The organism is Amycolatopsis sp. NPDC049691, assembly GCF_040675005.1.
GTDB lineage: Bacteria > Actinomycetota > Actinomycetes > Mycobacteriales > Pseudonocardiaceae > Amycolatopsis.
Window position 1 is genome coordinate 42,398 of the sequence record NZ_JBFANX010000036.1, and the last position, 25,083, is coordinate 67,480.

A 25,083-nucleotide genomic window follows, 5' to 3' on the forward strand; every position below is an offset into this window, starting at 1 on the left:
ACCCGGCCTACTCGCATCGGCTGAACCGCTGAACGGGTTGCCATCGCCGTCAGCGAGGCTCCGCGGCCCACCGGTGTGCTTGTGCGCAGGCTTCGGCTTCGGTGGTCCGGACGTGCTCGACGACCTCACCGTCGGACCAAAGCATGAGGGCGACGACGCCGGGTCGGATGGGGGTCAGGCCGATGAGCCGCCGGTGCCCGTTTTGTTCCACGACCCGCTCGGCGGTGAGCCATTGCCCGGTCGTGCCGGTGCGGGTGATCGTCCAGGCCGGGTCGGTGCCGAGCTCGTTCACCGATCGGGGGATGAGCTCTACTGGCTGTTCCTCGTGCACGTTCACCACCCTCGCGCGGGTGCCCTCACTCGGTGATCCATGGATGAATCTCAGGTTAACAACGTCTGCCATGGTGGTCGCGCGCACGCCGCTGACCTCGGGTTTCGGCGTGCGTCCGGCAGGTCGGCGCATTATCCGCGTGCCGCTGGCGGTGTCGCTGGATGGTCATGATCCACTACGGTGTGCCGAACCTGGGGGCCGCGACCGCAGGGAGCCGCCATGCCGACCCTCACCACCGTGGCCGACTGGACGATCACGGCGTCCGGTGACACCGCGATGTTCACTCACGCCTCCGCCAGCGGCTACTGGGCGCCGAGGGTGTGGAGCCAACGCGGCCTCGCGATCGCCGAAACCGACCTCGCCTCGTTCGACGAGGCACTGGGCGAGGTGCTGAAGCTGCCGGTCTACTGGCTGGCCCGGGCCCGGAGCGGCGACAGCGGGGCCGGGGACGCCGCGGTCTGGTCGGCGCCGCGGCACGACCCGGACGACGGGTTCGTCTACATCACCGGTCCGTGCCGGACCGGCGAGCCGGCCGCCGGGTACCGGCCTGCCTCGACGTTCGCCATCGATCTCGTCCACCTGCGCGGCCTGCGGATCAGGATCGCCGCCTACCGGGCGGCCGTCACGACGTCGCCCACCCCGGAGGCGACGATCACGCCGAGCCCCGGCTCCTGGGACGGCGTCCGGCCGTCGCCGGGCTACCGCGTGGTGCTGCTCACCGCGGGCGACGACCAGCCGACCCGGACGCTCGCGGCCGCGGTGACCGAGTGGGCCCGGCAGGAGGGCGTCAGCCTCAAGACCGTCACCGCCGCGGACCCCAGCCGGTTCACCGACAGCATCAGCGAGGCCGTGCGACTGGCGCCGGACCTGATCGTCACCGCCGGGAAGGACCTCGTCGACCCGCTGGCCCTGGTCACGGCCAACCACCTCGACCGCCAGTTCCTCGTGCTGGGCGCCGAGCTGGCCGAGCCGACGGCGAACGTCACGGCCGCGAACTGGCCGGGAGCGTCGTTCCGCGGCGACGGGCTGGGCACGTCCACGGGCTACGACCCGGCGTCGTTCACCCCAGCCCGCGCGGACGCGGCCGTCCGGGCCGGGGTGGCGAGCGTCCTCAGTGGACTCACCGGCATCGTGATCCGGCTCGGCTAGCGGGCGTCCGAGCGCGGTCGTTGCAGTGTGAAGGTCTCGAATGGCTTCAGGGCGCCGTCCGGGCCGACGACGTCGTAGTAGGTCACCCGCATCGTCGTCATCCCGCCGCGGCGGGTGCCGGGGTCGACGGTGAAGGCCGCGAAGCCGTAGGAGTTCGCCGCGTCGCGCACGGCCGACCAGGGGGCGTCCTCGGTGACGTACACCGGTGGGCGCTTGCCGGTATTCGGGTCCGGGTCGCCGACCTTGGTGATCACCCGGCAGCGGGGCGGGGTGAAGAACAGCTGGTTCGACGGCGCCGACGTGCCGCCGCCCCCGAGGACCATGTGGACGGTGCCCTTCGTGGTGTCGACGACGTCGGTGCGGGTCGACGCCGGCACCGGGGTGCGTGTCGGGGTGGGTGCCGCGCCGCGGATCGGGTGCGACCGCTCGTAGTGGTGCTCGTGGCCGCACACGACCAGGTCGACGCCGTAGCGGTCGAACAGCGGCACCCACTCCTCGCGGATGCCGAGGTCGGCGCCGTTGAACTGGTCGGCGGTGCTGATCGCGACCTGGTGCATGCACACGACCACCCAGTCGATGCCGCGGTCGGCTCGCGCGGCCGCCAGCTCGCGTTCCAACCACGCCTTTTGCGCGCCGCCGGAGTAGCCGCGGACGTAGGAGTTGCCGCCGTCCTGGTAGCAGATGTCGTCGTTGGCGAGGCTGATCACCCGCACCGAGCCGACGGTGAAGGAGTACCAGAGGCCGCGGGTGACGTCGGTCTGGCCGGAGGCCGGAGGGACGGAGAAGTACGTCTGGTAGGCGGCGTAGCCGATGGGGCCGTTGCCCAGCTCGTTCTCGTGGTTGCCGGCGGCCGGCATCCAGGGCCGGTTGCGCGCGCTGCGGCTGTTGTTGGTCCAGAAGTCCCACCAGGTCCGCACCCGGTCGGTCGCCAGGTTGGCGTAGCAGAGGTCGCCGTTGAACAGGTGGAACAGCGGCCGGACGCGCTCGACGCCGGCAGTGGTGTCGCCCGCGGCCGGCGAACCCAGGTTGTCGTTGACCAGCGGCGGGTTCGGCAGCGTGACACCGGCCGGGGGCACGTAGCGCTTGCCGAGCGTCGGGGTGCCCTGGTCACCGAAGCTGGTGAAGGTGAACTTCCCGCGCCCGCGCGGCGCGGTGCGGAACGTCGCGAGCGCGGGCTCGGCGCCGTCGTGCAAGGCGGCGTAAACGTAGTCGTTGTCCGGTTGAAGGCCGCGAAGAGACGCGTGGAACGCGTAGACGACCTGGCCGGACTTGGCGTCGGTGTAGCTGACCGTCTTCGCGGGCACGCTACGTTCGTACCGGCCGTCGGCGCGCCCGAGCAGCACCCGTGCGTTGCGCGTCGGCTGCAGCGCGTGCCACGACACCACCACCTCGGCGGCCGCGTCCGCGCCGAACTGCAGGTGCAGTCCGGTGACCGCGGGGATCTTCGCCGGGTCGCCGGCAGCGGAGGTGAGGTCGGCGGCCGGGGCGGCGGACGGCTCGGCGTCGGCGACACCGGCGAGCGGCCCGGCGGCGAGCACAGCACCCGCGGCGGTGAGGAACCCTCGGCGGCTCACGTGGTGGGTGAAGATCTTTTCGTCGTCGGTCATCCGCACACGGTGGTCCATTCCCGCGGCACTTTGCCACCACGGGCCGGTGAACGGTGCGGAACGAATGTCCGCGCCACCAGGCACTATGCCCGTTGCGTCGCAACAGTAACCGTTGTCGCACTCGCCCGGCCGCCCCGCGGGCACACTGGCCGGTCGGATCGGGTTTCGTCTCGACGGCCGGAGTTGAGCAGGTGCGCGGCATGACGGCGGAGGCCACGAGTTCTTCATCGGGTTGCGCAACAAGATCGAGCACAGGTTCGAGTCCGGTCTGTTGATCGCCACCGCGGCGCACGCCCACGCGTTGGTGATCAACTTCGAGGCGGAGCAGCGGAGAATTCGGCGCGGCATTTCGGTCGCGGCATCCGCTTACATCACGACCTTCGAGGGAGCGCTCGATCAGTCTGTACGGGATGACGAACGCTTCGTATATCGGATCCAGCTCACTCCGATGAAGGGCTCGTGGTCTGATGCCGACTTGGCTGTGACATTCGTCCGAGAAGACGAGTTGTCGGAGACCGACCTCGCGAGAATCCGTGGGCAGTCCAAGACCGGGACGGTGGTCGTCGCGGAGAAGCTGCGGGATGTCGCGCTGAAGGACGAGATGCTTCCGGCACAAGCTACCCAAGCGATCGCAGATCAGTTGCCGTTCAAGTTCAGCCGGTCGGACTTCATCAAGTTGCGCAAGGCGCACGGTGTCCGTCCGGCAAAAGGGCAACCGCCGGAACGGACCGATCCGCGGTACTGCGTCTGCAGCGCGCCGTACCGGAACTACGTGTACACGCCCGCTTACGTCAGGAGATGTGTCTCGGAGCTCGACACGGCGGAGAAGTTTCGCTCGGTGCTCGGCAAGGAGCCGGAGCCGCGAGAGAAAGACTCGTCGGTGCCCATGGCGTCCTGATCGCTTTCGCGAGGCCGCGACCAAGGCCGCTCGCCCCGGCGGCCGCGCGCCCTGCTTCATCAGCAGGAGTCCGTGCGGCCAGCTCGCGCGTGGTGGCCGAAGTGCAAGTCCGGGTGGCCGAAGGCGAGGTGGCGCTGATGGGCGGGGAACGCGCTGTGGTGAACGCGTGAACGCGCATCCCTCGTAGAGATGTCGCGAACAGCTGTGTGTAGAGGCGGATCACTGCGAGCTGCAGGTCGGTGGCGACCTTCAGCGTGGGGTTGTAGATCGACTCAGTCCTGGGACGTGCCCCTTCATTCATCGGCGCAGCACGAGACGCGTCCCGCTGCTTGCAGATGACTTCGCAGCGGGCGACGTGTAGGCCGCTCGTCCTCTGCGAGAGGAGCGCTCGCGTCGGATTTAGCCCGACGTTGGAGTTGTCAGCGCGAGGGCGAGATTCGGCTCGAATGTGCCGGCGCGGCTTTGTGAGGCGATGCCGCAGGGGCCGTCGGACACGCCTGGGGTGGTGAGCCAGAGGTTCTGTGCCTGGCTGGGGTCGGCGCTGAGGGTGCTGTAGGGACCGACGTGGGCCCCAGCCGGATTGCAAGTGCCCTGCGTGGTGCCGCCGTTGCGGCTGGTGTCGACCAGGAAGAGCAGGTCGTCGCGGCCGGTTGTGGCCTGGAGCCCGGTGCGGATGGTCGTGGCGCCGGCCGCGATTTCGCGGTCTGGTGCGTAGCGGCCGATGTTGAGGGTGAAGCCGAGGGTGTCGCGCACGCCTGCGGCGTCGAGCAGGGTGATCGCGTCTTGCGGGGTGGCGCCGGTGGCGTCGAGAAGTAGGAGGCTGGTGGGGGATCGGAGGGTGTGGACGCCGTCGGCGAGGAGGGCGGCGCGGGTGCCGGGGCAGTCAGTCCCGCCTCGGACGATGACCAGCGCGGGAACACCGGCGATTCCGCGCGCGAGGGCGTCGAACCAACGGTGGCGGGCATCAGGAGCGCAGGAGCCCGCGCTGTCGCTTTCGGCGAGTAGGACCGGTTTCGCATTGGCCGCGGCCGCCGCCTGTACGTACCGGCTGGTTTCGGTGGTGACCCGGTCCGCCGGCGCGTTGATCGCGTGGCCGACGACGTGGCCGGCGATGCGGTCGCGGACGGCCGCCGCGGCGGGATCCGAGGGATTCGCTGTGCGCAACCATTCGGCTGCAGGGTTGTCAGGGTCGGGGTAGAAACGGGTTTCGCTCAGCAGTGGCTTCGGGTTGGTGGTGCTGCGCGGGTCACGGGTGCTGGCGGGCGCCTGGCAGGAAGCCAGCAGGAGAAAGACAGGCAGCAGGGCCAGGCGGCGGAGGGCGCGATGACCGTGTCGAATGGTGGTCATTCGGTCCCTCCGGTGGCCTCCGCGTGGAAGGGACCTGTCGCTTCCCAGGCGATGCGGTAGCCGCGGAATTCGGCGGGGCGGCCCGCTGTCGACTCGCCTCGCGCGACGGCGAGCCAGATGAGCCACTCGCCGTCGCGGAAGGTGAATCCGCCGCCGTGCAGGTCGGCGTCGCGATGGACGAGTTCGCGCAGAGCGGCCTGGTCGGCCTCACCGGGCGGATCGGCCATCGGGTCGGGTGTCATGGTTCCCCTTGCTGGTCAGCCTTCGCCGACGACGCCTTCGGTGACGATCGTCGACACGCCTTTCAGGGTATCCAACACCGAGTGGTAGACGGTGTCATCGTTCATGAATCCGATCAGGTCGTCGTAGCGCATGCCGAGCGTGCGTTTGATGACGTTGGTGTAGATGCTGTTCAGGGCGTCCGTCTCCGCCTGGTACATGTGCATTTCGCCGCCGCTGATAGCCAGCGCCGTGTCGTCGAGGTGTTCTTGAGTGACGACGTAGGAGGGGTCGCGGGGATTGACCATGACCGTCTCGACGAAGTTGCGGTACTTGCCGTAGAGGCTTCGAGCGCCGGCTTTTTCACTGGCGGACGTCGGAGAGGACTGGCTCCGGGTCGTCACGGTCTCGGCATTCAGGTAGAAGAGGTGCGTGAGGAGGCTGCCCAGCCTGGTCTCGGCGAGGAAGTTGTCGCGGATGTTGTCGGCGAGCGGGATGTCGTTGCTGATCGGCAGGCCGTACATCGTGCCGACCGAGTCGAAGGTGCCGCAGCTGCTGTTCGGGACATTTTCGAGGATGACCTGCGTGATGCCGTCACCGCCGAGCCGGACCAGTGATCCGGAATCACCACCCCAGCCCATGCGTTCGGTGGCGATCAAGTTGTCGAAGCTGTAGCTGAGGTTCGACGCCGAAATGCGGACTTTCGTGGAGTCCATGACGTTGACGATCTGGGTGGAGCTGTACCCGGTCCGCGCACCGACCTTCTCGATCGGGTCGAACATCTGATAGCCGGTGACGTCGGTGGTGGAGTCGGGGACCATCATCGAGACACCGAACTGCCGGAGCATCGGCTCGATGCGGACGATCCACCCGCGGGAGTGGTCGTCGTTGCTTGCGAAGTACAGGCCGATCGCCTTGTTGGCCGAGCTGAGGGGTGACATGCGGTCGCCGGGGTACCGGTTCTCCCAGCCGGACTGGTCGTACAGGCGTGCGATCGCGCCGTCCATCGTGTTCGAAGCAAAGGGACCGTGCTTGAAATCGACGTAGTTGCTCAGTTCGGCCACCACGTTGATGTTCTCGTCCGAAGTGCCGGGGTTGGGCTGCGAGATCTTCTCGCCGATCACGGGCTTGGGGTCCACGGGACTGTGCAGGATCCCGTGGTTCACCAGGACGTGGGAGTTCGACATCATGTACACCACGCCGGCCGCGTCCTTGACGAAGCAGGACAGGGTGCCTGACTCCCAAGTGCTGCTCCCGTCGGGATACCGGATGAGGGTCGTGTTGTTCGAGATCTTGTCCGCCGGGCGGAGCGGCCGGTCCCGGCCGGTGAGCATCCACGTGCTTTTCGGGTCCTGGCCGGGACCGGGGAACTCCTGCCGGCCGCACATCGTCACCCGCCCGACCTGCTCGACATCGACGCGGTGGCTGACACCGTCGATGTCGATGCGCTCGGGCAGGATCTCGTCGGCCCGCAGGTAGCCCGGACGCCGCTTCTTGACGACACCGACCGTGACTGCCGGCTCATCGGTCCATTCGCCGTTGCGCTTGCGAGCCCCCACCCCCACGCTCGTGATGTTGGAGTGGCTCCAGAACGTGCTCTTGATCATGTCCTTGCCGCGTGCCAGACGCGATTGGACGTGGTGGTCGAACATGGCGGGAGTCCTCTCAGGCGACGAGCCGGTAGCCGTTCCAGCCGCTGCTGAGCAGCTGTTCACGGGCGGGGTCGAACAGGGTCGACGGAGCACCGGGGTTCCACACGGGCGCGTGCGCCGTGCAGTGGAGCTCGCCGGTCGCCTTCACGCGCGTGACGAGGTCGGGTTGGCCGTCACCGGTCACGTCGACCAAGGTGTGGACGTCCGCGCTCGTCGCTCCGGTCGCCTGGAGTACGTACCACTTCTCGTGCCAGGCCCCGGACGAGTCTTGTTCGGCGAAGATGTCGAGCAGTCGTGCGCTGCCGTCGGTGAAGGTCATGTAGAGGTCGGGGAACCCGTCGTTCGTGACGTCGGCGATCGACACGGAGGTGACTGCCTGCATGGAGTTGAGGAGCGCGCCTGCATTGGCCAGCTGTGGGACGCCGTTGGCGTTGAGTCCCTCGTTGATGTAGAGGTAGTAGCTGTTGTCCCCGCTGTAGCGGAAGAGGATGTCGGCTAGCCCGTCGAGTTCGGTGGGATTGTTCGGGTCCTTGCCGACGAAGTCGACGAGCGTGAAGAGGCTCCCGGCGCCCCAGCCTGTCGCCCAGGTGAACTCCGGGTTGAACGTGCTGGTGCCGTTGTAGGTCCCACTGTGCACCGAGATCCGCATGGTGCCGTCGGTCGAGAGCGTGGCGAGGTCGCGGTTGCCGTCACCGGTGAGATCGCCTTGGCCGATCCAGGTCCGGTCGGCGCCGGTCGTGCCGACGGCGGTGCTCGTGGTGAAGGCGCGACTACCGCCGAGGACGCCGGCGTGGACGTCGATCCGGTTGCTGCCACTTTGTACCGTGACCAGGTCGCCGACGCCGTCCCCGGTGATGTCCCCGCGGCCGACGGCGGCTCTCCGCTCGGCCTTCCCGGCCGGGTGTCTGGCTGCGGAGGCAGACAGCAACGTGCGCAGTGCGCTGTGAGCCGGGATCGTCGGTAGCACGACCGCCGAGTCCGCGGAAGCTGTTTGCGTGACGGCAGGCGCGGCGCCGATCAGGAGCGCGGTGGCGACACCTATGGCGCTTACTCGTTTCATTTCTATTTCCCCTCGGTGTGATGTGCCGGTTCGGCGAGTGTGGTGCAGAGTTCGCTGAGGATGTGTCGGGCTGTGTTGTCGGGGAGTCTGGCCAGGAGGGTGAGAGCGGTCCGTTCTTCGTCCAGGCAAAGCGTTCGCGATGTCTCGGTCGCTCGCTGTCTCAGAGGCCCCCGCAGCTGGGTGTCGGTTATCGGCTGGTCGAGAAGGGCGGGTAAGGCGGAGAAGCCTGCCTTGATCCTGCCGTCGAGGGTGGTGTCCAGGCGGCTGTCGCGGCCGGCGAGCCCGAGCAGGTCCTCGGCGTGCACGAATGCGTTGCCGCAGTGTCGGCCGAACTCCCGCAGGACCGCGACCGTCGAGCCGGTGGCCCGGCCGAGCTCCGCACCCAGCCGTGCGGGGAACTCGAACAATGCGCCGAAAAAAGGTCGAGGATCACCCGTCTTGTGCAGCTGTGTCGTGCGTAGCATCGCGAGCTCGGCCAGCCAGGCCGCAAACGGCGAAGCCAAGTCGGCGTCCACCTTGGCGACGAGCAGGCCGGCCTGTGCGAGCAGGTGGTCGCCGGCGAGCACCGCGCTCGCCGACGGCCAGTCCACGCCGCGGTGCCCGCGATGGACGGACGCCGCAGTCGCGGTGAGAGCGAGCATTCCCAGCATCGTGAGCTCGATGGCGGCGCCGACACCGGCCCAGCGGTTGTCGGGCGCGGCGCCCCCGGCACAGGACGCGGCGCCGAACATCGTCGCGGGCCGCAAGGCCTGGCTCGCCGTTCCCCGGTCCGATGCGACGATCGACGCGACAAACGGCCATTCTTCCCGCACAGCGGCGATGGCGACCTCTGAACACGCGGCTACGAACGGAGCGAGGGCGATGCTCGGACTGCCGGGGGCGTCGGGTTCGGTGTCCCCTCCGAGCGCGGCGAACCCTCCGGGCAGAAGAACGGCCTTCCGGCCCTTGGCGAAGAAGGCATTGTCGTCATCGGCTGTTGCGGCGAGGATCCGCCAAGCCAGGTGGTACTTGCGTGCTGCGTGGCGCAGGCTTTCGGAGTAACCGACAAACGTCCTCGACACAGCGTGCAAGTACTCCTTTCCGGCCGCCTCCGGGTCGTCCGCGTAATGGCTTATGGCGTCGGCGGCCAGGCGTGCGCTGTGCACTGCGTTGGCGATCGATTCGCCGGTGAACGGATTCAGGAGCCCGGTCGCGCCGCCGATGACCAGCTGTCCCTCGTCGAGGCATGAGGTCGGAGCGAACGCGGACGTGAGGGCGGCGTGTCGTACCGGCCCGGCCGGCACCAGCGATCGGTACCGCTCGTCGACGCGGTTCAGTGCGGCCAAGCCGATGTCGAGGAGGTGGCCGGGTTCGGTGCTGGTGGGGGCCGTCGTCGTGACCGAGACGCTGATCACGCCAGGGGCGCCGGGTGCCGGAAGCACCCGGACGGACAGGGGAGCGCTGCGCGGATCGGTCTCGTCCGGGGCGACGAGATCGAGGAGCGCTCTGTCGTATTCCGGACCCGGAAACTTGAACCGGCGTGCGCACACCATTCCGGTGGAGGGGCCAGTGTCGGAGCCGGTTGCGATGATGACGTGTCGGGCTGCCAGCGTTGTCTGTTCACCCGCTGCCGTGTGGAACAAGGTGGCCCGCCGGCTGTTCGTGGTCGCGCGGCCGACGAGCCGGCGTGCGCCGAGAGCTGTGGCGCGATCGGCTGCGGTGTTGAGGAGATCGGTCATCCGGCAGACGGTCAGCCCAGCGTCGGTCCAGCCGGTCGAGGCCGTCTGGTCGAAGGTCACCTCGAGCGCGTTGATCGGCCTCCCGAGACGCTCCGAGGTGACCAGCTGGAGGACCGAGTTCGTCAGGAGGACGTCGTAGTCGTCGGATTCCTGCGTCGGCGGCCCGGCCATGACGGTGGACAGCCCGCGTTGGGCGAGAAGGGACGCTGCCGTCGTTCCGGCGATGCCGGTGCCGAGGACGAGGACGTCGGTCTTCAGCTCGGCCACAGGGCGTCCTGGAGCCGGACAAGTGTCGATCCGGGTTCGGTGGCCGCGAGCGGCCCGAGTGCTTCGACGGCGCGGTCGAAATGGTGATGAGCAAGGCGGTCGGCCTCGGCGAGGCCGCCGGCCTCGCCGATCAAGGTGCGAATCCGCGGTAGTTCGTCGACCGTGAGAGCGGGCGAGAGCAGGAGGGTCGCCAGCTCGGGAGTACCCACGCGCAGGGCGTGCAGGGTCGGCGCACCGAACAACCCGAGTAGGTGGTCCGTACCCGCCGGCTTGCCCCCGGGGTCGGGTTGCAGGTCGAGGCAGTCGTCGGCGATCTGGAACGCGACGCCGAGCTCGACGCCGAACGTCGCGAGGCGGTCGGTCGTCGTGTGATCGAGCTCAGCAGCCCCAGCGCCCAGGACGCAGCAGAGCTTGAACAGTTCGGCGGTCTTGCGGCGGACCAGGTCGATGTAGTCCTCGATTTCCAGGCTCGTGTCGTAGGAGCGCTCGAGATCGCGGAGTTCGCCGCGGGCGAGTTCGGCGGTCACGACCGCGAAGGCTGTGCTCACGCTGGGTCCGAGATCTGCGGCCTCGGCGGCGGCGCCGGCCATACAGGCCGCGCCGGCGAGCACGGCTGCCTCGTGGCCCAACACCTCGTGCGCGGTGGGCACGCCACGCCGTGTCGTGGCTCGATCGATCACGTCGTCGTGGAGGAGCGAAGACAAGTGCAGCAGCTCGACCACGCCCGCCAGCCTCACCAGCTGCGCCCGGTCGGGGCGGCCGAACCGGGCGCAGACCTCGACCAGGTGCCTTCTCAGGCCCTTTCCCGACTGGGTGACGAGTGTGAGCACCACTGCTCGCAGCTCTTCGGGCACAGCAACGACGACTTGCTCGAGATGTTCACTGACTTCGAAGAAGAACGAGTCGTCGCGGGCGAACAGCCCACTCATCCCGCTACGCGTTCATGAAAGTTACGGGTGAAATCGAGCCAAAGCCGCGCGGTCGGGTCCTGTCGGGCATCGAAGTGCGACGAGATGGTCGCGACTGCCAGTGCTGTCACGGCGAGGAGGTCATCGTCGATTCCGGAACGACGCACAACGGCACCGACCTGAGTCGCGAGTCGCTCAGCGCTGGAAGAGGCAGGAGCGACTGCGGAAATCGTGGTGATTCCTCCGCGAAGCTGCGACGTACGTTGGGGTGTGAGCGCTGCTGCGGCTTTCCGCAGCCGGTCCCGCGTCACCCGGGACGACGCGGTGCCTCTTTCCCCGAACGCGGGGAACTCGACGGGGAGGGTCGCGATGGCGGACGCGAGCCTCAGAACGACGTCCTCTTCCTGAGGAGTCAGTAGGAGCGATGTTGCATCGGCTGCGGGCGCGATCGCGAAGCTGGTGGCCGCAGCACCCATCGCAACAGCTGCAAGATGACCGAAGGCTCGTCGGCTGAACAGCTCGCTGGTGCGTCTTTCACATGCTGAGCCATCGGACACGTGGCTTCCCCCCAAGGTGTCGTTGCGATCACCTTGCCGTCGGGTACCGGTGATGGCAATCGTCCGAAAGGGTACTGGTATGAACCACTATCCTTGTCCGAATTGTCTGGTCGGTGCACTGGATGACTGGCTCCATCGCGCCCTCGAAGGCGACGCCGGTGATTTTTTCGGAGTTGGAGGTGTCGGTGGTGCCAGGCTTGCGGGCGCTTGTCGGATTGCGGGTCTGGTGAGACTCGCGGTATGGCTGAACAACCGTCTTCGAGGTCCTTCCCTGTTCGGCTACCTCTTGCGCGCTGCCGGTCCGAAGGGGACGGTCTGCTCGGTGAGTGGCGCGCCCGGTACAAGAGTCCCGATGAGACGGGGCGCAGGTCCCCACCAAGAAGGCGGCTGAGTGGGGTGTGGAGCAGGAGGCGTTGATCCGCCGGAACCTCTGGCTGGACCCGCGCGACGGAGAAACCCGGTTCGACGACTTTGCCGAGGATTGGCTCGCCGCGGTGGCTCCGCGGCTGGAGCTGAACACGGTCGCGAAGTATCGGTCGTTTCACTGCGATCCCCGGATGTGGGGCCACGAACCGAGTCCTTGCAGGGGTTTGATCCGGCCGTTCTTCGGCCGGATGTCGCCTCGCCGGGTCCGAGGAGCTGATGGATCAGGAACCCTTCGTGCTGTGTACGCCGGAGGGCATCCGTGGCGGCGGCCGTACTTCCGGATCCGGTTCTGGCGGCCGGCATGGGACGGGATCGATCTGGACGAGTCCGGGGCGGGGGAGCGGCGTCCGCCGATCCTGCCGACGTTCACGTTCCACGAGGGACGGCACACCTACGCCACGAGGCTGACCGAGGAGAATCCCGGAGGTTGCGCGCCGTGCGCGGCTGGGGCAGAAGATGAAGGGCATCGCCCGGGTCTGCGACCAGGTGACCCCGCCGATGGTCAACCAGGTCCTGGACGCCTTGGAGGAGCGCTGGGCGATCGGGCCTGGTTCGGGGACCATCGCCGGATCGTCGCCGGCTGATAGCTAGAAGCCCCGCCCCTCCGGGGAGGGGCAGGGCTTCTGACCTGCGAAAACATGTGGTGCGCGATACTGGGATTGAACCAGTGACCTCTTCCGTGTCAGGGAAGCGCTCTCCCGCTGAGCTAATCGCGCGAGGTGGAGACGGGATTCGAACCCGTGTACACGGCTTTGCAGGCCGTTGCCTCGCCTCTCGGCCACTCCACCGTGACAGGCCCGAGAGCCTTTCCGAGCGGATGACGGGATTCGAACCCGCGACCCTCACCTTGGCAAGGTGATGCGCTACCAGCTGCGCTACATCCGCACTTCCCGGCTGCGGTTCGGGAGCTCCGGGGCCGTGGCCCTGTCGCTCACCCCGTCGCCGTGGTGTGGGAAAACCATATCGGACCCCGGAAACGGCTCCGACACCGGGGTGTCGCTGAGCCGTTGCAGGCCCGTCATCAGGCCAGATCGTGCGGGATCAGGTGCGTGAGCGCGTCGTCGACGTCGACCCACAGGTGCTCGTTGCCCGGCAGCACCACGTCGTACGTCCGGTCGAGGAAGTCGGCCAGCTCCTGGGCGGACGCCTCGAACATGGCGTGCCCGGACGGCGAGTTCAGCTCGATCAGCACGGACTCGGGGTCTTCGACCGAAGGGCGGATGCGGACGTCCCCGTCACCCGCGTCGGCCAGGAGGCCGTCCGCGAGGAGGTCGCGCGCGTACACCCACTCGACCCAGCCGGCGCGGCCGGTGCGGAAGGCGGCGACGACCGCGTACGGGTCGCGTGTGTCGTAGCGCAGCTCCACCTTGACCGGAACCGCGGGCGTCCGCGGCGCCAGCAGGTCGAAGACCGCCGTCGAGCGGAGCGTCACGTGATCGTTGCGCATCGTCCTACCCTTCGTCTCCCTTCCCGGCCCGGCCCGGCCGAGGGCGTCACCACTGGGACGCATCGGGAGGCCGATTCCGTCGCCGGCGTGCCGCAGCATCACCCGTACGGGCCCATCAGCCCCCGTGTGCGCCCGTGTTCACCCGCACGGCGCGCGATCGACCGGCACGCCCCGTGTGGGCCCACTCCTCCATACTGCGCGGTTTAGTCGCCGGGCGATAGCACCGTCGCACGGATGTCGAACGTCGTGTCGGGCGGCCCCCACCGGCGACAACCCCGGCTAGCTCGGGGTTGTTCGTTCCGTACTCGCCGGTAAGCGGAGTGTGGTCACCCAGGACCACCCGTTTGCAGGCGCCCGGAAGTCGTACGCTAGTGTTTCCCGCAACACCGCGAGCGGGCGATTAGCTCAGCGGGAGAGCGCTTCGTTCACACCGAAGAGGTCACTGGTTCGATCCCAGTATCGCCCACGCGAGAGCTGGTAGAGCCCTGTCTGCGCATTCCGCAGACAGGGCTCTCGCTTTTGTGCCCGGCGGGGGCCGAGCCTCCTCCGGGGGCAAGTCCCCGGAGCCCAGGACGTGGTCACCTCTGTGAGGTTGGCCACCGGTGTGGCGCTCGCCACCGTCAACCGGAGTGAACGATCCGTTCGGCTCCTCCGTATGTTTCCACGAGAGGGTTCCCGGGCGCCCGCGCGGGCTCGGTGAACCTGCCTCGGAGGTCTGTCGTCGCGGTGGTCTTCTGTCGAACGAATCGTGCCGCGGCGATCGTCGCGGACGGCCGTGCGGGTCCACTGTGGACCGGTGGGTGCGCGGAGTGTCCACAGTAGAGCCGAGGGCCCGTTCGGCCGTTCGGAAGAGCGCGGGTCCACCCGGGTGCGGGCATCGTTCCTTTGGCTACGTTCCGTAGTTTTTCCGGGGATACGCGCTATCACGCATCGTCATCATCTTGTTATCTTGCGGCCATTTTCTGGCGGGAAAGACGCGCTGCATGTGGCTGGAAATCCTTGTAACGATGCTGAGAGGGTCGCCGATACCTTGCCGTGTGAAGCCCTCCGCGGGCACAGCGCGAGATCCAGTAGTGGTGACTCTACGAAATCACTTCCGGTGACGCAGCGTGCGTGCGGACCCAACCCGATCCCTGGTCCCGGGAGGTCAGATGGAAGAGTCGGTGCGGCCGTCGTACACGGTGAGCCAGCCACCGCCGCACATCGACCTCCAGGCCATTCCCCGCTCCGCTCAGCGGGACGAGCGGCAGGCCGAACCGGCCGCCACGCCGTCCCCCAAGGCACTCCCGGCGGCCTGGGAGGCGAGGTACAGAGCCTGGGTCATCGGCAGCGACGTCTTCATCACGCTGCTGGTGATCGCGATCAGCGCGTTCGTCATCGATCGCGTTGCCCCGCACGACATGCACGCCTTCGGCACCATCCTGGCCGTCTTCGTCTCCCTGCCCGCCAGCCGGGCGTGGAGCTCCCGCGTGCTCGGCGAAGGCGCCGAGGAGTACCGCACGCTGGGCCGCGGCTTCATCACCGCGGCCGTCCTGGTCGCGTTGGGCGGCCTGCTGTTCGGCGCGCTCGAGGTCCAGGTCTGGGTGTTCGTCGTCGTCCCGGCGATCGCGCTCGTCGCCTTCCCGCAGCGGTACCTGCTGCGCCAGGTGCTGCACCGCAAGCGCGCCAAGGGACTCTGCCTCCTGCCGGTGATGGCCGCGGGCAGCCCGGAAACCGTCGCCGACCTGATCGCGCGCACCAAGTCCGAGGTGCACGTCGGCTGGCGCGTCGAGGCGGCGTGCACGTTCACGGGCCACGGCGCCGACCGCGACAGCGGCGAGATCGACGGCGTCCCGGTCGTCGGGCGGCTCGAGGAACTGTCCCGCTACGTGCGGCGCGGCGGCTACCGCGTCGTCGCGATCACCGCCGACCAGTACTGGACGCCGAAGCGGTTGCAGCGGCTGGCCTGGGACATGGAGGGCACCGGCGCGGAAATGGTGGTGGCGCCTGTGCTGATGGAGGTCGCGGGACCCCGCCTCAACGTCACCGGCGTGCTCGGCATGCCCCTGCTGCGGGTCACGGCCCCGATGTTCACCGGCGGCCGCCGCGTGGTGAAGGAGATCGTGGACCGCGCCGGCTCGGCGTTCCTGCTGACCCTGCTTTCCCCGCTGCTGCTGGTGATCGCGCTGGCGATCAAGCTCAACGACCGCGGCCCGGTGATCTACCGCCAGCGCCGCGTCGGCCGCGACGGCGCCACGTTCACCATGCTCAAGTTCCGCACGATGGTCACGAACGCCGACGAAATCCGGAAGAACCTCGAGGCGGACAACGAGGGCGCGGGCCCGCTGTTCAAGATGAAGCGCGACCCGCGGGTCACCCGCGTGGGTGGTTTCCTGCGCCGGTATTCGCTCGACGAGGTGCCCCAGCTGTTCAACGTCCTGTCCGGGAAGATGTCGCTCGTCGGCCCGCGGCCGCCGTTGCCGGAGGAGACCGCGCAGTACGCGCCGGACGCCCGGCGCCGGCTGCTGGTGAAGCCGGGCCTGACCGGGCTGTGGCAGGTCAGCGGCCGCAGCGACCTCACGTGGGCGGAGAGCATCCGGCTCGACCTGCGGTACGTGGAGGACTGGTCGCTGGCCCTCGACCTGGTGATCCTCTGGAAGACCTTCCGCGCGGTGATGGGCGGGCAGGGCGCCTACTGACCCGTCTCCGCCGCGCACGCGCACCACGGCCGCCGACCCCTGCCGCAGGGGACGGCGGCCGTGTCCGTTCCCGGTCGGCTGGTGATCCGCTTCACATGTGGTTGAACGCGAAATAGTTCAACGCTCAACCTGGTTGCACGGGGTACCCGACCAACGGAAGGAACCCAGCCCCATGACCACCTTTGCCGAGCAGACCGAGGCCCTCGAGCTTCCCGCGGACGTCCAGAACCTCCTGTTCCGCGAGGCTCGCACGGCCAACAGTTTCAGCTCCGAGCCGGTGACCGAGGAGCAGGTCCGCGCGATCTACGACCTCGTCAAGTGGGCCCCGACGTCGATGAACACCCAGCCGCTGCGGGCGCTGGTGCTCCGGACCGCCGAGGCGAAGGCCCGCCTGCTGCCGCACATGGCCCCGGGCAACCGGGACAAGACCGAAGCCGCGCCGCTGACCGTCGTGCTCGCCGCGGACGTCGACTTCCACGAGAACATCCCGCAGGTGTTCCCGCACGCCCCCCAGGTGAAGGACAACTTCACCGACGAGCAGGGCCGCGTCGAGTTCGCCAAGCTGAACTCGCTGCTGCAGGTCGGCTACTTCATCATCGGCGTCCGCGCCGCCGGCCTGGCCGCCGGCCCGATGACCGGCTTCGACGCCCAGGGCGTCGACGACGAGTTCTTCGCGGACAAGAAGTGGCGCTCGCTCGTCATCGTCAACGTCGGCAAGCCGGGCGAGAACCCCTGGTTCGACCGCCTGCCGCGGCTCGACTTCGACCAGGTCGTCGAGACCCTCTGAGCCCCATCGGACCGGCCGCTTCCCCACGGGGAGGCGGCCGGTCCGGCGTTCGCGCCACGCGCGTGAGGCGCGAAGACGCCGACGACTAGCATCGACGGCGTCATCTCTGTCACTCCAGCTTGAGGAGCCGATCGTGTCCCAGTCGCCCCCCGTTTCCCCCGTGGCCGCCTCCCGCGTGGTGGTACCGGCGGGCACTACGGCGGGCGCGGCGGTCCGCGAAGCCGGCCTGCCGACCAAGGGCGAGGACACGATCGTCGTCGTGCGCGACGCCGACGGGAAGCTGCGCGACCTCTCCTGGGCTCCCGAGGCCGACGCCGAGGTCGAGCCGGTCGCCGCGAACACCGAGGACGGGCGCAGCGTCATCCGGCATTCGGCGGCGCACGTGCTCGCCCAGGCCGTGCAGCAGCAGTTCCCGGAGGCCAAGCTCGGCATCGGCCCGCCGGTGAAGGACGGTTTCTACTACGACTTCGCCGTCGACAAGCCGTTCACCCCGGAAGACCTGCAGGCGCTCGAAAAGCGCATGAAGCAGATCGTCAAGGGCGCCCAGCAGTTCTCGCGGCGCGTTTTCGACTCGGTGGACGAGGCGAAGAAGGAACTGGCGGACGAGCCGTTCAAGCTCGAGCTGGTCGACCTGAAGTCCGAAGTGGACACCGCCGAGGTCATGGAGGTGGGTGAGGGCGAGCTCACCATCTACGACAACCTCGACCCGCGCACCAAGGAACGTGTCTGGAGTGACCTCTGCCGCGGCCCGCACGTGCCGACGACGAAGTTCATCCCGGCGTTCAAGCTGACCCGCGTCGCGGCCGCGTACTGGCGGGGGAGCGAGAAGAACCCGCAGCTGCAGCGGATCTACGGCACCGCGTGGGAGTCGTCGGAGGCGCAGGACGCCTACCTCGAGCGCATCGCCGAGGCCGAGCGCCGCGACCACCGCAAGCTCGGTGCCGAGCTGGACCTGTTCTCCTTCCCCGAGGAGATCGGCTCCGGCCTGCCGGTGTTCCACCCGAAGGGCGGCATCATCCGCCGTGAGCTGGAGAACTACTCGCGCCGCCGCCACGAGGAGGCCGGCTACGAGTTCGTGAACACCCCGCACATCAGCAAGGGCGAGCTGTTCCACACCTCCGGCCACCTGCCCTACTACGCGGACACGATGTTCCCGCCGGTGCAGTTCGACGAGGAGAACTACTACCTCAAGGCCATGAACTGCCCGATGCACAACCTGATCTACCGCTCGCGCGGGCGGTCCTACCGCGAGCTGCCGCTGCGGCTGTTCGAGTTCGGCACCGTCTACCGCTACGAGAAGTCGGGCGTGGTGCACGGCCTCACCCGCGTGCGCGGGCTGACGATGGACGACTCGCACATCTACTGCACCAAGGAGCAGATGCCGGGCGAGCTCAAGTCGCTGCTCAAGTTCGTCCTCGACCTGCTGGCGGACTACGGCCTCTCCGACTTCTACCTCGAGCTGTCCACCCGCGGTGACTCCGACAAGTTCATCGGCGAGGACTGGGAGTGGGAGGAGGCCACCGAGACGCTGCGGCAGGCGGCGATCGACTCCGGCCTCGAGCTGGTCCCGGACCCGGGCGGCGCGGCCTTCTACGGCCCGAAGATCTCGGTGCAGGCCAAGGACGCGATCGGCCGCACCTGGCAGATGTCGACGATCCAGCTCGACTTCAACCAGAACAAGCGGTTCGAACTCGAGTACACCGCGCCGGACGGCTCGCGCCAGCGCCCGGTGATGATCCACCGCGCGCTGTTCGGCTCGATCGAGCGCTTCTTCGGCGTGCTGACCGAGCACTACGCGGGCGCGTTCCCGGCGTGGCTCTCGCCGGTGCAGGTGGTCGGCATCCCGATCACCGCCGACCAGGTCGGGTACCTGCAGGACGTCGAGAAGGCGTTGCGGGCCAAGGGGATCCGCGCCGAGGTCGACGCGAGCGACGACCGGATGCAGAAGAAGATCCGCACCCACACCACGCAGAAGGTGCCGTTCATGCTGCTGGCCGGCGCGAAGGACGTCGAGGCGGGCGCGGTGTCGTTCCGCTTCCGCGACGGCGGCCAGATCAACGGCGTGCCGGTGGAAAAGGCGGTCGAGGCGATCGCGGCGTGGGTCGAGCGCCGCGAAAACGCGTCGCCGTCGGCCGACGCGCTGGAGACGGTCGTTCGGTGAGCGAGGGTCCCGAACTCGTCGAGCAACAGGGCATCGGGGTCCAGGACGCGTTCCAGCGCCTCTGGACCCCGCACCGGATGGCCTACATCAAGGGCCAGGACAAGCCGGAGAACGACGAGGACACCGGCTGCCCGTTCTGCCGCATCCCGTCCCTGGACGACAAGACGGGCCTGATCGTCGCGCGCGGCGAAACGGTGTACGCGGTGCTGAACCTGTACCCGTACAACCCGGGACACCTGATGGTGGTCCCGTACCGGCACGTCGCGGACTACACCGAGCTGACCGTCGAGGAGACCCGCGAGGTCGCGGAGTTCACCCAGCACGCGATGAAGGTGATCCGCGCGGTGTCGGGCGCGCACGGGTTCAACATCGGTCTGAACCAGGGCGTGATCGCGGGCGCGGGCATCGCGGCGCACCTGCACCAGCACCTGGTGCCGCGGTGGGGCGGGGACGCGAATTTCATGCCGATCATCGGGCAGACGAAGGTGCTCCCGCAATTGCTGGGCGAGACGCGGGACCTGCTGGCCGACGGCTGGTGAGCACCGAATTCGACGCACCCGGAAAACCCTTATTGAGTGTTCAACCGAGAGTATGATGGGGGTATGTCCGAAACCCGATGGCTCAGCGACGACGAGCAGCGCGTCTGGCGTGAGTTCAACGCGGCCACCCGCATGCTCAGCGCGCACCTCGAAGGCCAGCTGCAGCACGACTCGGGCATGCCGCACACCTATTACGAAGTCCTCGTCGCGCTCTCCGAAGCCGAAGGCCGCCGGCTGCGCATGAGCGAGCTCGCCGACGCCCGCCAGGCGTCGCGGAGCCGGCTCTCGCACGCCGTCGCGCGGCTGGAAGCCAACGGCTGGGTGCGCCGCGAGGCCTGCCCGACCGACAAGCGCGGCGCCTGGGCCGTCCTCACCGAGGAAGGCTTCGCCGCGCTCGAGGCGGCCGCGCCCGGGCACGTCGAGGCCGTCCGCGAGAGCCTCTTCGACCCGCTGACGCCCGAGCAGGTCACCGCGCTCGGGGAGATCAGCGCCGCGATCCGGCAGCGCCTCTCGCCGAAGTGCGCCGCCGCGCAGGCCGCCGAAGAGGAGCGCGAGCGCGAGGGCCAGCTCACGAAATCGGGCTGAGCCGGGGCGGCGCGTCGGGTTCACCGGGGCGGGTCGATAGGCTGCATTCGCCCACCCGACCCTCGTAGCCAGGTGCCTCAGACGAACCGATGCTCAATATCTTCGCGCGTGCCTCCGTTTCCCGCGTCACCGACCCGATCGGCCAGGCGCTGGTCCGCGCCGGGCTGACCCCGAACGCGATGACCGTGCTCGGCACCGCCGGCGCCGTCGCCTGCGCCCTGGCCTTCTTCCCGAACGGCTACCTGCTCTGGGGCACCTTCACGGTGTGGGGCTTCGCCATGCTCGACCTGCTCGACGGCGCGATGGCCCGCGCCCGCGGCTACGGCACCCCGTTCGGCGCGGTGCTCGACGCCACCTGCGACCGGCTGGTCGACGGCGCGCTGTTCGCCGCGATCGCCTGGTGGTGCTTCGTCGTCGACGACAACCACCCGGCCGCCGCCGCGGCGCTGCTGTGCCTGGTGCTCGCCCAGGTCATCTCCTACGTCAAGGCCCGCGCCGACGCCTCCGGGCTGCCGGTGGACGGCGGGCTCGTCGAACGCGCCGAGCGGCTGATCATCGCTCTCGTCGGCACCGGCCTGCACGGCTTCGGCATCCCGTACACCGTGGACGTGACGCTCTGGCTGCTGGCGGTGGGCTCCGTGATCACCCTGGCGCAGCGCTTCGCGGCGGTGGCGAAGGCGGCTCGCGAAGCCGCCGCGGGGGAGCAGCCGGCATGAGGGAGCTTGCGACCGAATCATCCAACACTGCGCCTTCGGCTCAGGCCGCGCCGAGCGCCGGCGAGGCGTGCGCATGAGCAGGCTGTCGGAACGGCTGAGCGCCTTCGGCTATGCGGCCGGGTGGAAGCTGGCCGGCTGGCTGCCGCCCGGGTTCGGCGGGACGGTGTTCTCCCTCGGCGCGGACCTCGCCGTGAAGCGCGACGGCGGTGGCGTGCGGCAGCTGCGCGCCAACCTCGCCCGCGTCGTCCCACAGGCCGACGAGGTCGAGATGGACGAGCTGACCCGCCGGGCGATGCGCTCGTACGCCCGGTACTGGCACGAGACGTTCCGGCTGCCGTCGATGGACCAGAAGGAGGTCAGCGCCAAGGTCGCGGCCTCCATCACCGGCGTCGAGAACCTCGACGCCGCGCTCGCCGAAGGCAACGGTGCCGTGATGGCGCTGCCGCACAGCGGCAACTGGGACATCGCCGGCGTCTGGCTGGCCGACTACCTCGGCGGCTTCACGACCGTCGCCGAGCGGCTGAAGCCCGAGTCGCTCTACCGCCGGTTCGTCGAGTACCGCGAATCGCTCGGCTTCGAGATCGTGCCGTTGACCGGCGACAGCTCGGCGATGCGCGTGCTGCTGAAGCGGCTGCGCGAGAACAAGGCCGTCTGCCTGGTCGGCGACCGCGACCTGACTACCAGCGGCATCCCGGTGAAGTTCTTCGGCGAGCCGGCCCGCTTCCCCGGCGGCCCCGCTCGGCTGGCCGCGACGACCGGCGCCGCGCTGATCCCGGCCGGCTGCTGGTTCACCGAGGACGGCTGGCAGATCCGGCTGCACCCGCGCATCCGCGTCACCGCGCGCGCCGAGGTCGCGGCCGCCACCCAGGCCCTGGCCGACATCTTCGCCGGCGACATCGCCGCGCACCCGGCCGACTGGCACATGCTGCAGAAGTTCTGGCCCGCCGACCTCGAGGCAGGCGACCGGGTCAGCCTCGAAGAAGCGAGCTGAGGCGTGGCCGCGCGCCCGATGCGGATCGGGATCGTCTGCCCCTACTCGTTCGACGTGCCCGGCGGGGTCCAGGGCCACGTGATCGACCTGACGAAGGCGCTGCTCGCCCGCGGGCACCAGGTGTCCGTGCTGGCGCCCGCCGACGAAGACGCCGAGCTCCCGGAGTTCGTGCACCCGGCCGGGAGGGCGCTCGGCATCCCGTACAACGGCTCGGTCGCGCGGCTGCAGTTCGGGCCGGTGTCCTACGCACGCGTGCGCCGCTGGATCCGCGACGGCGACTTCGACGTCCTGCACCTGCACGAGCCCGCCGCGCCGAGCCTGTCGCTGCTGGCGCTGCTCATCGCCGACGGACCGATCGTGGCGACGTTCCACACCGCGACCACGCGCTCGCGCACGCTCTCGGCGTTCCAGCCGGTGCTGCGGCCGCTGCTGGAGAAGATCACCGCGCGGATCGCGGTGTCCGCGCTCGCCCGCCGGGTCCAGGTGGAGCACGCGGGCGGCGACGCCGTGGAGATCCCCAACGGCGTCGACGTCGAGTTCTTCTCCTCGGCGACGCCGCTGCCGGGCTATCCCCGGGCCGGCGGCACGGTCGGGTTCGTCGGCCGGTTCGGCGAGCCGCGCAAGGGCATGGGCGTCCTGCTGGAGGCGCTGCGGCGGATCCTCCCCGAGTTCGAGGACCTGCGGCTCGTGGTGGTCGGCCGCGGCGACGAAGACCAGCTGCGCCGCGACGCCGGCCCCGAGCTGGCCCCGCACCTGGAGCTGCTCGGGCAGGCCGACGACGTCGTGAAGGCGCAGGCGCTGCGCAGCGTCGACGTCTACTGCGCGCCCAACACCGGCGGCGAGAGCTTCGGGATGATTCTCACCGAGGCCATGGCGGCCGGGACCCCGGTGCTGGCCAGCGGCCTCGACTCGTTCCGGCGGGTGCTCGACGACGGCCACGCCGGGATGCTCGTCGAAACCGGCGACCCCGAGGCGCTCGCGGACGGGCTGCGCGAGCTGCTCGGCGACCCGGCGCGCCGGGCGTCGCTGGCCGCGGCGGCGGGGGAGCGCGTGACGATGTTTGACTGGTCGGTGGTGGCGACGCAGGTGCTGCGGGTCTACGAGACGGCCGTGGCCGCCGACCCGCGGCGCGTCGCGGCGCCGGAGCGGGAGCCGGCCCGGTGAGCGTGCTCGGCTGGCTGCTCCCGCTCCTCGCGGTGATCGTCGTGCTGGGCGGGCTCTTCCTGGTGGCGACGGCAAACCGGCTCGACCGGCTGCACGTCCGGATGGACGCGGGCTGGGCCGCGCTGGACGCGGCGCTGGCCCGCCGGGCGGTGGTCGCCCGCGCGGTCGCGGTGGTGCTGGGCGACACCGAGCTGCGGACGTCGGCCGAACGCGCCGAAGCGGCGCCACGTGCGGACCGCGAAGCCGAAGAGGGCGACCTGACGCTGCAGCTGAGCCGCGTCGACCGGACGGGCCTGCCCGCCGAGCTGGCCGAAGAGCTGACCGACGCCGAGCACCGGGTGGTGATCGCCCGCCGCGTCCACAACGACGCCGTCCGCGACACGCTGCGGCTGCGGCGGCGGCGGAAGGTGCGGTACTTCCGGCTGGCGGGGACGGCGCCGCTGCCGGAGTACTTCGAGTTCGCCGAACCGGAGGTCTGAGATGTGGTGGGTGGTCGTCGAAGAGCAGCGCGGCGGCGGGGACGCGCGCGCGTGGAACGTCACGAAGACGAAGCCGGCCGGCGGCGACCGCGCCCACGCCGACGAGGTGGCCCGGCGGCTCGCGTTCGAGCACGAGCCGGTGCACCCGTCGGGGGTCAAGGAGCGCAAGGTCCTGCGGGTCGGTGACGGCTACCTGGTGATCGCGACCGGGCGCACCCAGACGTTCCACTTCCGCGTGACGCTCGGCGAGACCGTGACGGCACCGGAATGAGCTGGTGGGTGGTCGTCGAGGAACAGCGCGGCATGGGGGACAGCCGGACCTGGTCGCTGTCGGAGACGTTTTCGCACACGGACAGGGAGAGCGCCGAGGCGGACGCGCTGCGGCTCGCGCGGGAGTACCAGCCCGCGTACCCGTGGTCGCCGAAGTCGCGCAAGGTCCTGCGCGGGGCCGGCGGGTACCTGGTGATCGTCGAGGGCCGGACGTCGACGTTCCACTTCCGGCTCAGCGTGCTCGAAGAGCTCTGAAACCGCCGCGGGCGCGGCTGCGTCGGAGCGGCATGGGTTCGACGTGGTGGGTGGTCATCGAAGAGCAGGGCGGCATGGGCGACGGCCGGGGCTGGGGCGTCGCCGACGCGGCGGGGTACCCGGACCGCGACACCGCGTTCGGCGAGGCGTACCTGCTGGCCAAGCAGCACCGGCCGCCGCGGCCGTCGTCGCCACTGAACCGGGTCGTGCTGCGCGTCACCGACGGGTACCTGGTGCTCGTGCGTGGCAGGACCGACGTGTGGCAGTTCCGCGTGACGGTGGGCGAACAGGGCGGCGGCTGACACACTGGGCGGCATGAGCGAGACCTGCGACGTCGCCCACGGCACGGCCGAAGCGGACCCCGGTGTGCGGACCCTGGTGGCGGTGTTCGCGTCGCCGGTTTCGCGGTACCTGCTGACGTTCGCCCGCGACCTCGGCTACCACGTGGCGTTGTTCGAGCCGGACGCCGCGCGCGCCACCGACGTGCCCGACGGGATCGAGGCGGACACGACGCTGCCGCCGCTGGACGGCTCGGCGGACGTCGTCGTCACCGACCACCACCGGCCCGAGCTGGGCGAGGTGCTGAAGGCGGCGCTCGGCGGGAACCCGCGCTGGATCGGCGTGCTCGGCAACCCGCGGCACCCCGGCCCGCACGTCGCCGCGCTGCGGGGCCTGGGCGTGCCCGAGGACGACATCGCCCGAGTGCACCGGCCGGTGGGTCTCAACATCGGCTCGCGCACCCCGCCGGAGATCGCGATCGCGACCCTCGCCGGCCTGCTGGCCGACCGCAACGGCCGCCCGGGCGGCTTCGACTTCTGACGTGGTCCGGTTGTCGTGGGTGTTCAGGGCGGTTAGAACCGCCCGATCTGAAA

The 25,083-nt window shown here is 69.5% G+C and carries 25 protein-coding genes and 4 tRNA genes; 17 read left to right on the forward strand and 12 right to left on the reverse strand.

Translation table 11 applies throughout. From position 1 onward, the window contains the following. Positions 1-49: 49 nt before the first annotated feature. The gene (locus AB0J40_RS45510; RefSeq protein ID WP_364466614.1) at positions 50-331 is read right to left on the reverse strand and encodes a hypothetical protein; all 282 of its coding nucleotides are present in this window, start codon (positions 329-331) and stop codon (positions 50-52) included. A gap of 219 nt (positions 332-550) precedes the next feature. On the opposite strand from AB0J40_RS45510, the gene AB0J40_RS45515 reads away from it, so the two are divergent. Beyond that, positions 551-1,480: a hypothetical protein gene (locus AB0J40_RS45515; RefSeq protein WP_364466574.1), complete on the forward strand. Its 930-nt coding sequence runs from the start codon at positions 551-553 to the stop codon at positions 1,478-1,480. Here the strand turns inward: AB0J40_RS45515 and AB0J40_RS45520 are convergent. Further along, entirely contained in the window at positions 1,477-3,087 is a 1,611-nt protein-coding gene (locus tag AB0J40_RS45520; protein WP_364466576.1) for a fibronectin type III domain-containing protein, read from the reverse strand. The genes AB0J40_RS45515 and AB0J40_RS45520 overlap by 4 nt on opposite strands. Positions 3,088-3,319: 232 nt before the next feature. Between AB0J40_RS45520 and AB0J40_RS45525 the strand changes: the two genes are divergently transcribed. Continuing rightward, on the forward strand, positions 3,320-3,985 hold the full coding sequence (locus AB0J40_RS45525; RefSeq protein ID WP_364466578.1) for a hypothetical protein: 666 nt from the start codon (positions 3,320-3,322) through the stop codon (positions 3,983-3,985). Between the two features lie 399 nt (positions 3,986-4,384). On the opposite strand, the gene AB0J40_RS45530 is transcribed toward AB0J40_RS45525, so the two are convergent. From AB0J40_RS45530 to AB0J40_RS45555, 6 genes are read right to left on the reverse strand one after another with little or no spacing between them, the layout of a single operon-like run. Next, complete coding sequence (locus AB0J40_RS45530) at positions 4,385-5,332, reverse strand: glycoside hydrolase family 6 protein (protein WP_364466580.1); 948 nt, start codon at positions 5,330-5,332, stop codon at positions 4,385-4,387. After that, positions 5,329-5,574 (reverse strand): hypothetical protein, encoded by a 246-nt coding sequence (locus AB0J40_RS45535; RefSeq protein WP_364466582.1) that lies wholly within the window; start codon positions 5,572-5,574, stop codon positions 5,329-5,331. The genes AB0J40_RS45530 and AB0J40_RS45535 overlap by 4 nt, the downstream gene beginning before the upstream one ends. A 15-nt stretch (positions 5,575-5,589) precedes the next feature. Then, complete coding sequence (locus AB0J40_RS45540) at positions 5,590-7,203, reverse strand: hypothetical protein (protein ID WP_364466584.1); 1,614 nt, start codon at positions 7,201-7,203, stop codon at positions 5,590-5,592. Positions 7,204-7,216: 13 nt separating this feature from the next. Then, positions 7,217-8,263 (reverse strand): VCBS repeat-containing protein, encoded by a 1,047-nt coding sequence (locus AB0J40_RS45545; RefSeq protein WP_364466586.1) that lies wholly within the window; start codon positions 8,261-8,263, stop codon positions 7,217-7,219. A gap of 2 nt (positions 8,264-8,265) precedes the next feature. Next, positions 8,266-10,248 carry an FAD-dependent oxidoreductase gene (locus AB0J40_RS45550; protein ID WP_364466588.1) on the reverse strand — a complete coding sequence of 661 codons (1,983 nt, stop codon included), beginning with the start codon at positions 10,246-10,248 and terminating at the stop codon, positions 8,266-8,268. Then, positions 10,236-11,177 (reverse strand): polyprenyl synthetase family protein, encoded by a 942-nt coding sequence (locus AB0J40_RS45555; protein ID WP_364466590.1) that lies wholly within the window; start codon positions 11,175-11,177, stop codon positions 10,236-10,238. The genes AB0J40_RS45550 and AB0J40_RS45555 overlap by 13 nt, the downstream gene beginning before the upstream one ends. A 1,418-nt stretch (positions 11,178-12,595) precedes the next feature. Here AB0J40_RS45555 and AB0J40_RS45560 point away from each other — a divergent pair. Then, the gene (locus AB0J40_RS45560; protein ID WP_364466592.1) at positions 12,596-12,730 is read left to right on the forward strand and encodes a hypothetical protein; all 135 of its coding nucleotides are present in this window, start codon (positions 12,596-12,598) and stop codon (positions 12,728-12,730) included. A 50-nt stretch (positions 12,731-12,780) separates the two neighbouring features. Here the strand turns inward: AB0J40_RS45560 and AB0J40_RS45565 are convergent. The 4 genes from AB0J40_RS45565 to AB0J40_RS45580 form a co-directional block, all read right to left on the reverse strand. Beyond that, a tRNA-Val gene (locus AB0J40_RS45565) sits at positions 12,781-12,855 on the reverse strand. A gap of 1 nt (position 12,856) precedes the next feature. Continuing rightward, a tRNA-Cys gene (locus tag AB0J40_RS45570) sits at positions 12,857-12,927 on the reverse strand. 24 nt (positions 12,928-12,951) lie between these two features. Continuing rightward, positions 12,952-13,024, reverse strand: a tRNA-Gly gene (locus AB0J40_RS45575). A 136-nt stretch (positions 13,025-13,160) separates the two neighbouring features. Continuing rightward, positions 13,161-13,586: an SsgA family sporulation/cell division regulator gene (locus AB0J40_RS45580; RefSeq protein WP_033293569.1), complete on the reverse strand. Its 426-nt coding sequence runs from the start codon at positions 13,584-13,586 to the stop codon at positions 13,161-13,163. 394 nt (positions 13,587-13,980) lie between these two features. Between AB0J40_RS45580 and AB0J40_RS45585 the strand changes: the two genes are divergently transcribed. The 14 genes from AB0J40_RS45585 (at position 13,981) to AB0J40_RS45650 (ending at position 25,030) form a co-directional block, all read left to right on the forward strand. Further along, positions 13,981-14,052: transfer RNA gene (locus AB0J40_RS45585), tRNA-Val, on the forward strand. Positions 14,053-14,737: 685 nt separating this feature from the next. Further along, positions 14,738-16,264, forward strand: coding sequence for a sugar transferase (locus AB0J40_RS45590; protein WP_364466594.1), 1,527 nt, complete (start codon positions 14,738-14,740; stop codon positions 16,262-16,264). A 172-nt stretch (positions 16,265-16,436) separates the two neighbouring features. Beyond that, positions 16,437-17,051 (forward strand): malonic semialdehyde reductase, encoded by a 615-nt coding sequence (locus tag AB0J40_RS45595; protein WP_364466596.1) that lies wholly within the window; start codon positions 16,437-16,439, stop codon positions 17,049-17,051. A 133-nt stretch (positions 17,052-17,184) separates the two neighbouring features. Then, positions 17,185-19,212: a threonine--tRNA ligase gene (gene thrS / locus AB0J40_RS45600; protein ID WP_364466598.1), complete on the forward strand. Its 2,028-nt coding sequence runs from the start codon at positions 17,185-17,187 to the stop codon at positions 19,210-19,212. Continuing rightward, positions 19,209-19,751 carry an HIT domain-containing protein gene (locus tag AB0J40_RS45605; protein ID WP_364466599.1) on the forward strand — a complete coding sequence of 181 codons (543 nt, stop codon included), beginning with the start codon at positions 19,209-19,211 and terminating at the stop codon, positions 19,749-19,751. The genes thrS and AB0J40_RS45605 overlap by 4 nt, the downstream gene beginning before the upstream one ends. 63 nt (positions 19,752-19,814) lie before the next feature. After that, positions 19,815-20,336: a MarR family transcriptional regulator gene (locus AB0J40_RS45610; protein WP_364466601.1), complete on the forward strand. Its 522-nt coding sequence runs from the start codon at positions 19,815-19,817 to the stop codon at positions 20,334-20,336. 89 nt (positions 20,337-20,425) lie between these two features. Next, the gene (pgsA, locus tag AB0J40_RS45615; protein WP_364466603.1) at positions 20,426-21,052 is read left to right on the forward strand and encodes a phosphatidylinositol phosphate synthase; all 627 of its coding nucleotides are present in this window, start codon (positions 20,426-20,428) and stop codon (positions 21,050-21,052) included. A gap of 73 nt (positions 21,053-21,125) precedes the next feature. Then, positions 21,126-22,043: a phosphatidylinositol mannoside acyltransferase gene (locus tag AB0J40_RS45620; protein ID WP_364466605.1), complete on the forward strand. Its 918-nt coding sequence runs from the start codon at positions 21,126-21,128 to the stop codon at positions 22,041-22,043. A gap of 18 nt (positions 22,044-22,061) precedes the next feature. Next, complete coding sequence (locus AB0J40_RS45625; protein WP_364466616.1) at positions 22,062-23,207, forward strand: glycosyltransferase family 4 protein; 1,146 nt, start codon at positions 22,062-22,064, stop codon at positions 23,205-23,207. Next, entirely contained in the window at positions 23,204-23,686 is a 483-nt protein-coding gene (locus AB0J40_RS45630) for an NUDIX hydrolase (protein WP_364466606.1), read from the forward strand. Before AB0J40_RS45625 ends, AB0J40_RS45630 begins: the two co-directional genes overlap by 4 nt. 1 nt (position 23,687) lies before the next feature. Next, on the forward strand, positions 23,688-23,957 hold the full coding sequence (locus tag AB0J40_RS45635) for a hypothetical protein (RefSeq protein WP_125315201.1): 270 nt from the start codon (positions 23,688-23,690) through the stop codon (positions 23,955-23,957). Then, positions 23,954-24,211, forward strand: coding sequence for a hypothetical protein (locus AB0J40_RS45640; RefSeq protein ID WP_364466608.1), 258 nt, complete (start codon positions 23,954-23,956; stop codon positions 24,209-24,211). Before AB0J40_RS45635 ends, AB0J40_RS45640 begins: the two co-directional genes overlap by 4 nt. A 32-nt stretch (positions 24,212-24,243) precedes the next feature. After that, the gene (locus tag AB0J40_RS45645) at positions 24,244-24,513 is read left to right on the forward strand and encodes a hypothetical protein (RefSeq protein ID WP_364466610.1); all 270 of its coding nucleotides are present in this window, start codon (positions 24,244-24,246) and stop codon (positions 24,511-24,513) included. A 13-nt stretch (positions 24,514-24,526) separates the two neighbouring features. After that, complete coding sequence (locus AB0J40_RS45650; RefSeq protein WP_364466612.1) at positions 24,527-25,030, forward strand: XdhC family protein; 504 nt, start codon at positions 24,527-24,529, stop codon at positions 25,028-25,030. The last annotated feature ends 53 nt before the right edge of the window (positions 25,031-25,083 follow it).

What these genes read in the sequence shown, in the direction of transcription:
- AB0J40_RS45515 (WP_364466574.1), top strand. Translation starts at nt 551, where the DNA reads ATGCCGACCCTCACCACCGTGGCCGACTGGACGATCACGGCGTCCGGT.
- AB0J40_RS45520 (WP_364466576.1), bottom strand. Translation starts at nt 3,087, where the DNA reads ATGACCGACGACGAAAAGATCTTCACCCACCACGTGAGCCGCCGAGGG.
- AB0J40_RS45530 (WP_364466580.1), bottom strand. Translation starts at nt 5,332, where the DNA reads ATGACCACCATTCGACACGGTCATCGCGCCCTCCGCCGCCTGGCCCTG.
- AB0J40_RS45535 (WP_364466582.1), bottom strand. Translation starts at nt 5,574, where the DNA reads ATGACACCCGACCCGATGGCCGATCCGCCCGGTGAGGCCGACCAGGCC.
- AB0J40_RS45540 (WP_364466584.1), bottom strand. Translation starts at nt 7,203, where the DNA reads ATGTTCGACCACCACGTCCAATCGCGTCTGGCACGCGGCAAGGACATG.
- AB0J40_RS45545 (WP_364466586.1), bottom strand. Translation starts at nt 8,263, where the DNA reads ATGAAACGAGTAAGCGCCATAGGTGTCGCCACCGCGCTCCTGATCGGC.
- AB0J40_RS45555 (WP_364466590.1), bottom strand. Translation starts at nt 11,177, where the DNA reads ATGAGTGGGCTGTTCGCCCGCGACGACTCGTTCTTCTTCGAAGTCAGT.
- AB0J40_RS45560 (WP_364466592.1), top strand. Translation starts at nt 12,596, where the DNA reads ATGAAGGGCATCGCCCGGGTCTGCGACCAGGTGACCCCGCCGATGGTC.
- AB0J40_RS45580 (WP_033293569.1), bottom strand. Translation starts at nt 13,586, where the DNA reads ATGCGCAACGATCACGTGACGCTCCGCTCGACGGCGGTCTTCGACCTG.
- AB0J40_RS45590 (WP_364466594.1), top strand. Translation starts at nt 14,738, where the DNA reads ATGGAAGAGTCGGTGCGGCCGTCGTACACGGTGAGCCAGCCACCGCCG.
- AB0J40_RS45595 (WP_364466596.1), top strand. Translation starts at nt 16,437, where the DNA reads ATGACCACCTTTGCCGAGCAGACCGAGGCCCTCGAGCTTCCCGCGGAC.
- AB0J40_RS45610 (WP_364466601.1), top strand. Translation starts at nt 19,815, where the DNA reads ATGTCCGAAACCCGATGGCTCAGCGACGACGAGCAGCGCGTCTGGCGT.
- pgsA (WP_364466603.1), top strand. Translation starts at nt 20,426, where the DNA reads ATGCTCAATATCTTCGCGCGTGCCTCCGTTTCCCGCGTCACCGACCCG.
- AB0J40_RS45620 (WP_364466605.1), top strand. Translation starts at nt 21,126, where the DNA reads ATGAGCAGGCTGTCGGAACGGCTGAGCGCCTTCGGCTATGCGGCCGGG.
- AB0J40_RS45625 (WP_364466616.1), top strand. Translation starts at nt 22,062, where the DNA reads ATGCGGATCGGGATCGTCTGCCCCTACTCGTTCGACGTGCCCGGCGGG.
- AB0J40_RS45635 (WP_125315201.1), top strand. Translation starts at nt 23,688, where the DNA reads ATGTGGTGGGTGGTCGTCGAAGAGCAGCGCGGCGGCGGGGACGCGCGC.
- AB0J40_RS45640 (WP_364466608.1), top strand. Translation starts at nt 23,954, where the DNA reads ATGAGCTGGTGGGTGGTCGTCGAGGAACAGCGCGGCATGGGGGACAGC.
- AB0J40_RS45645 (WP_364466610.1), top strand. Translation starts at nt 24,244, where the DNA reads ATGGGTTCGACGTGGTGGGTGGTCATCGAAGAGCAGGGCGGCATGGGC.
- AB0J40_RS45650 (WP_364466612.1), top strand. Translation starts at nt 24,527, where the DNA reads ATGAGCGAGACCTGCGACGTCGCCCACGGCACGGCCGAAGCGGACCCC.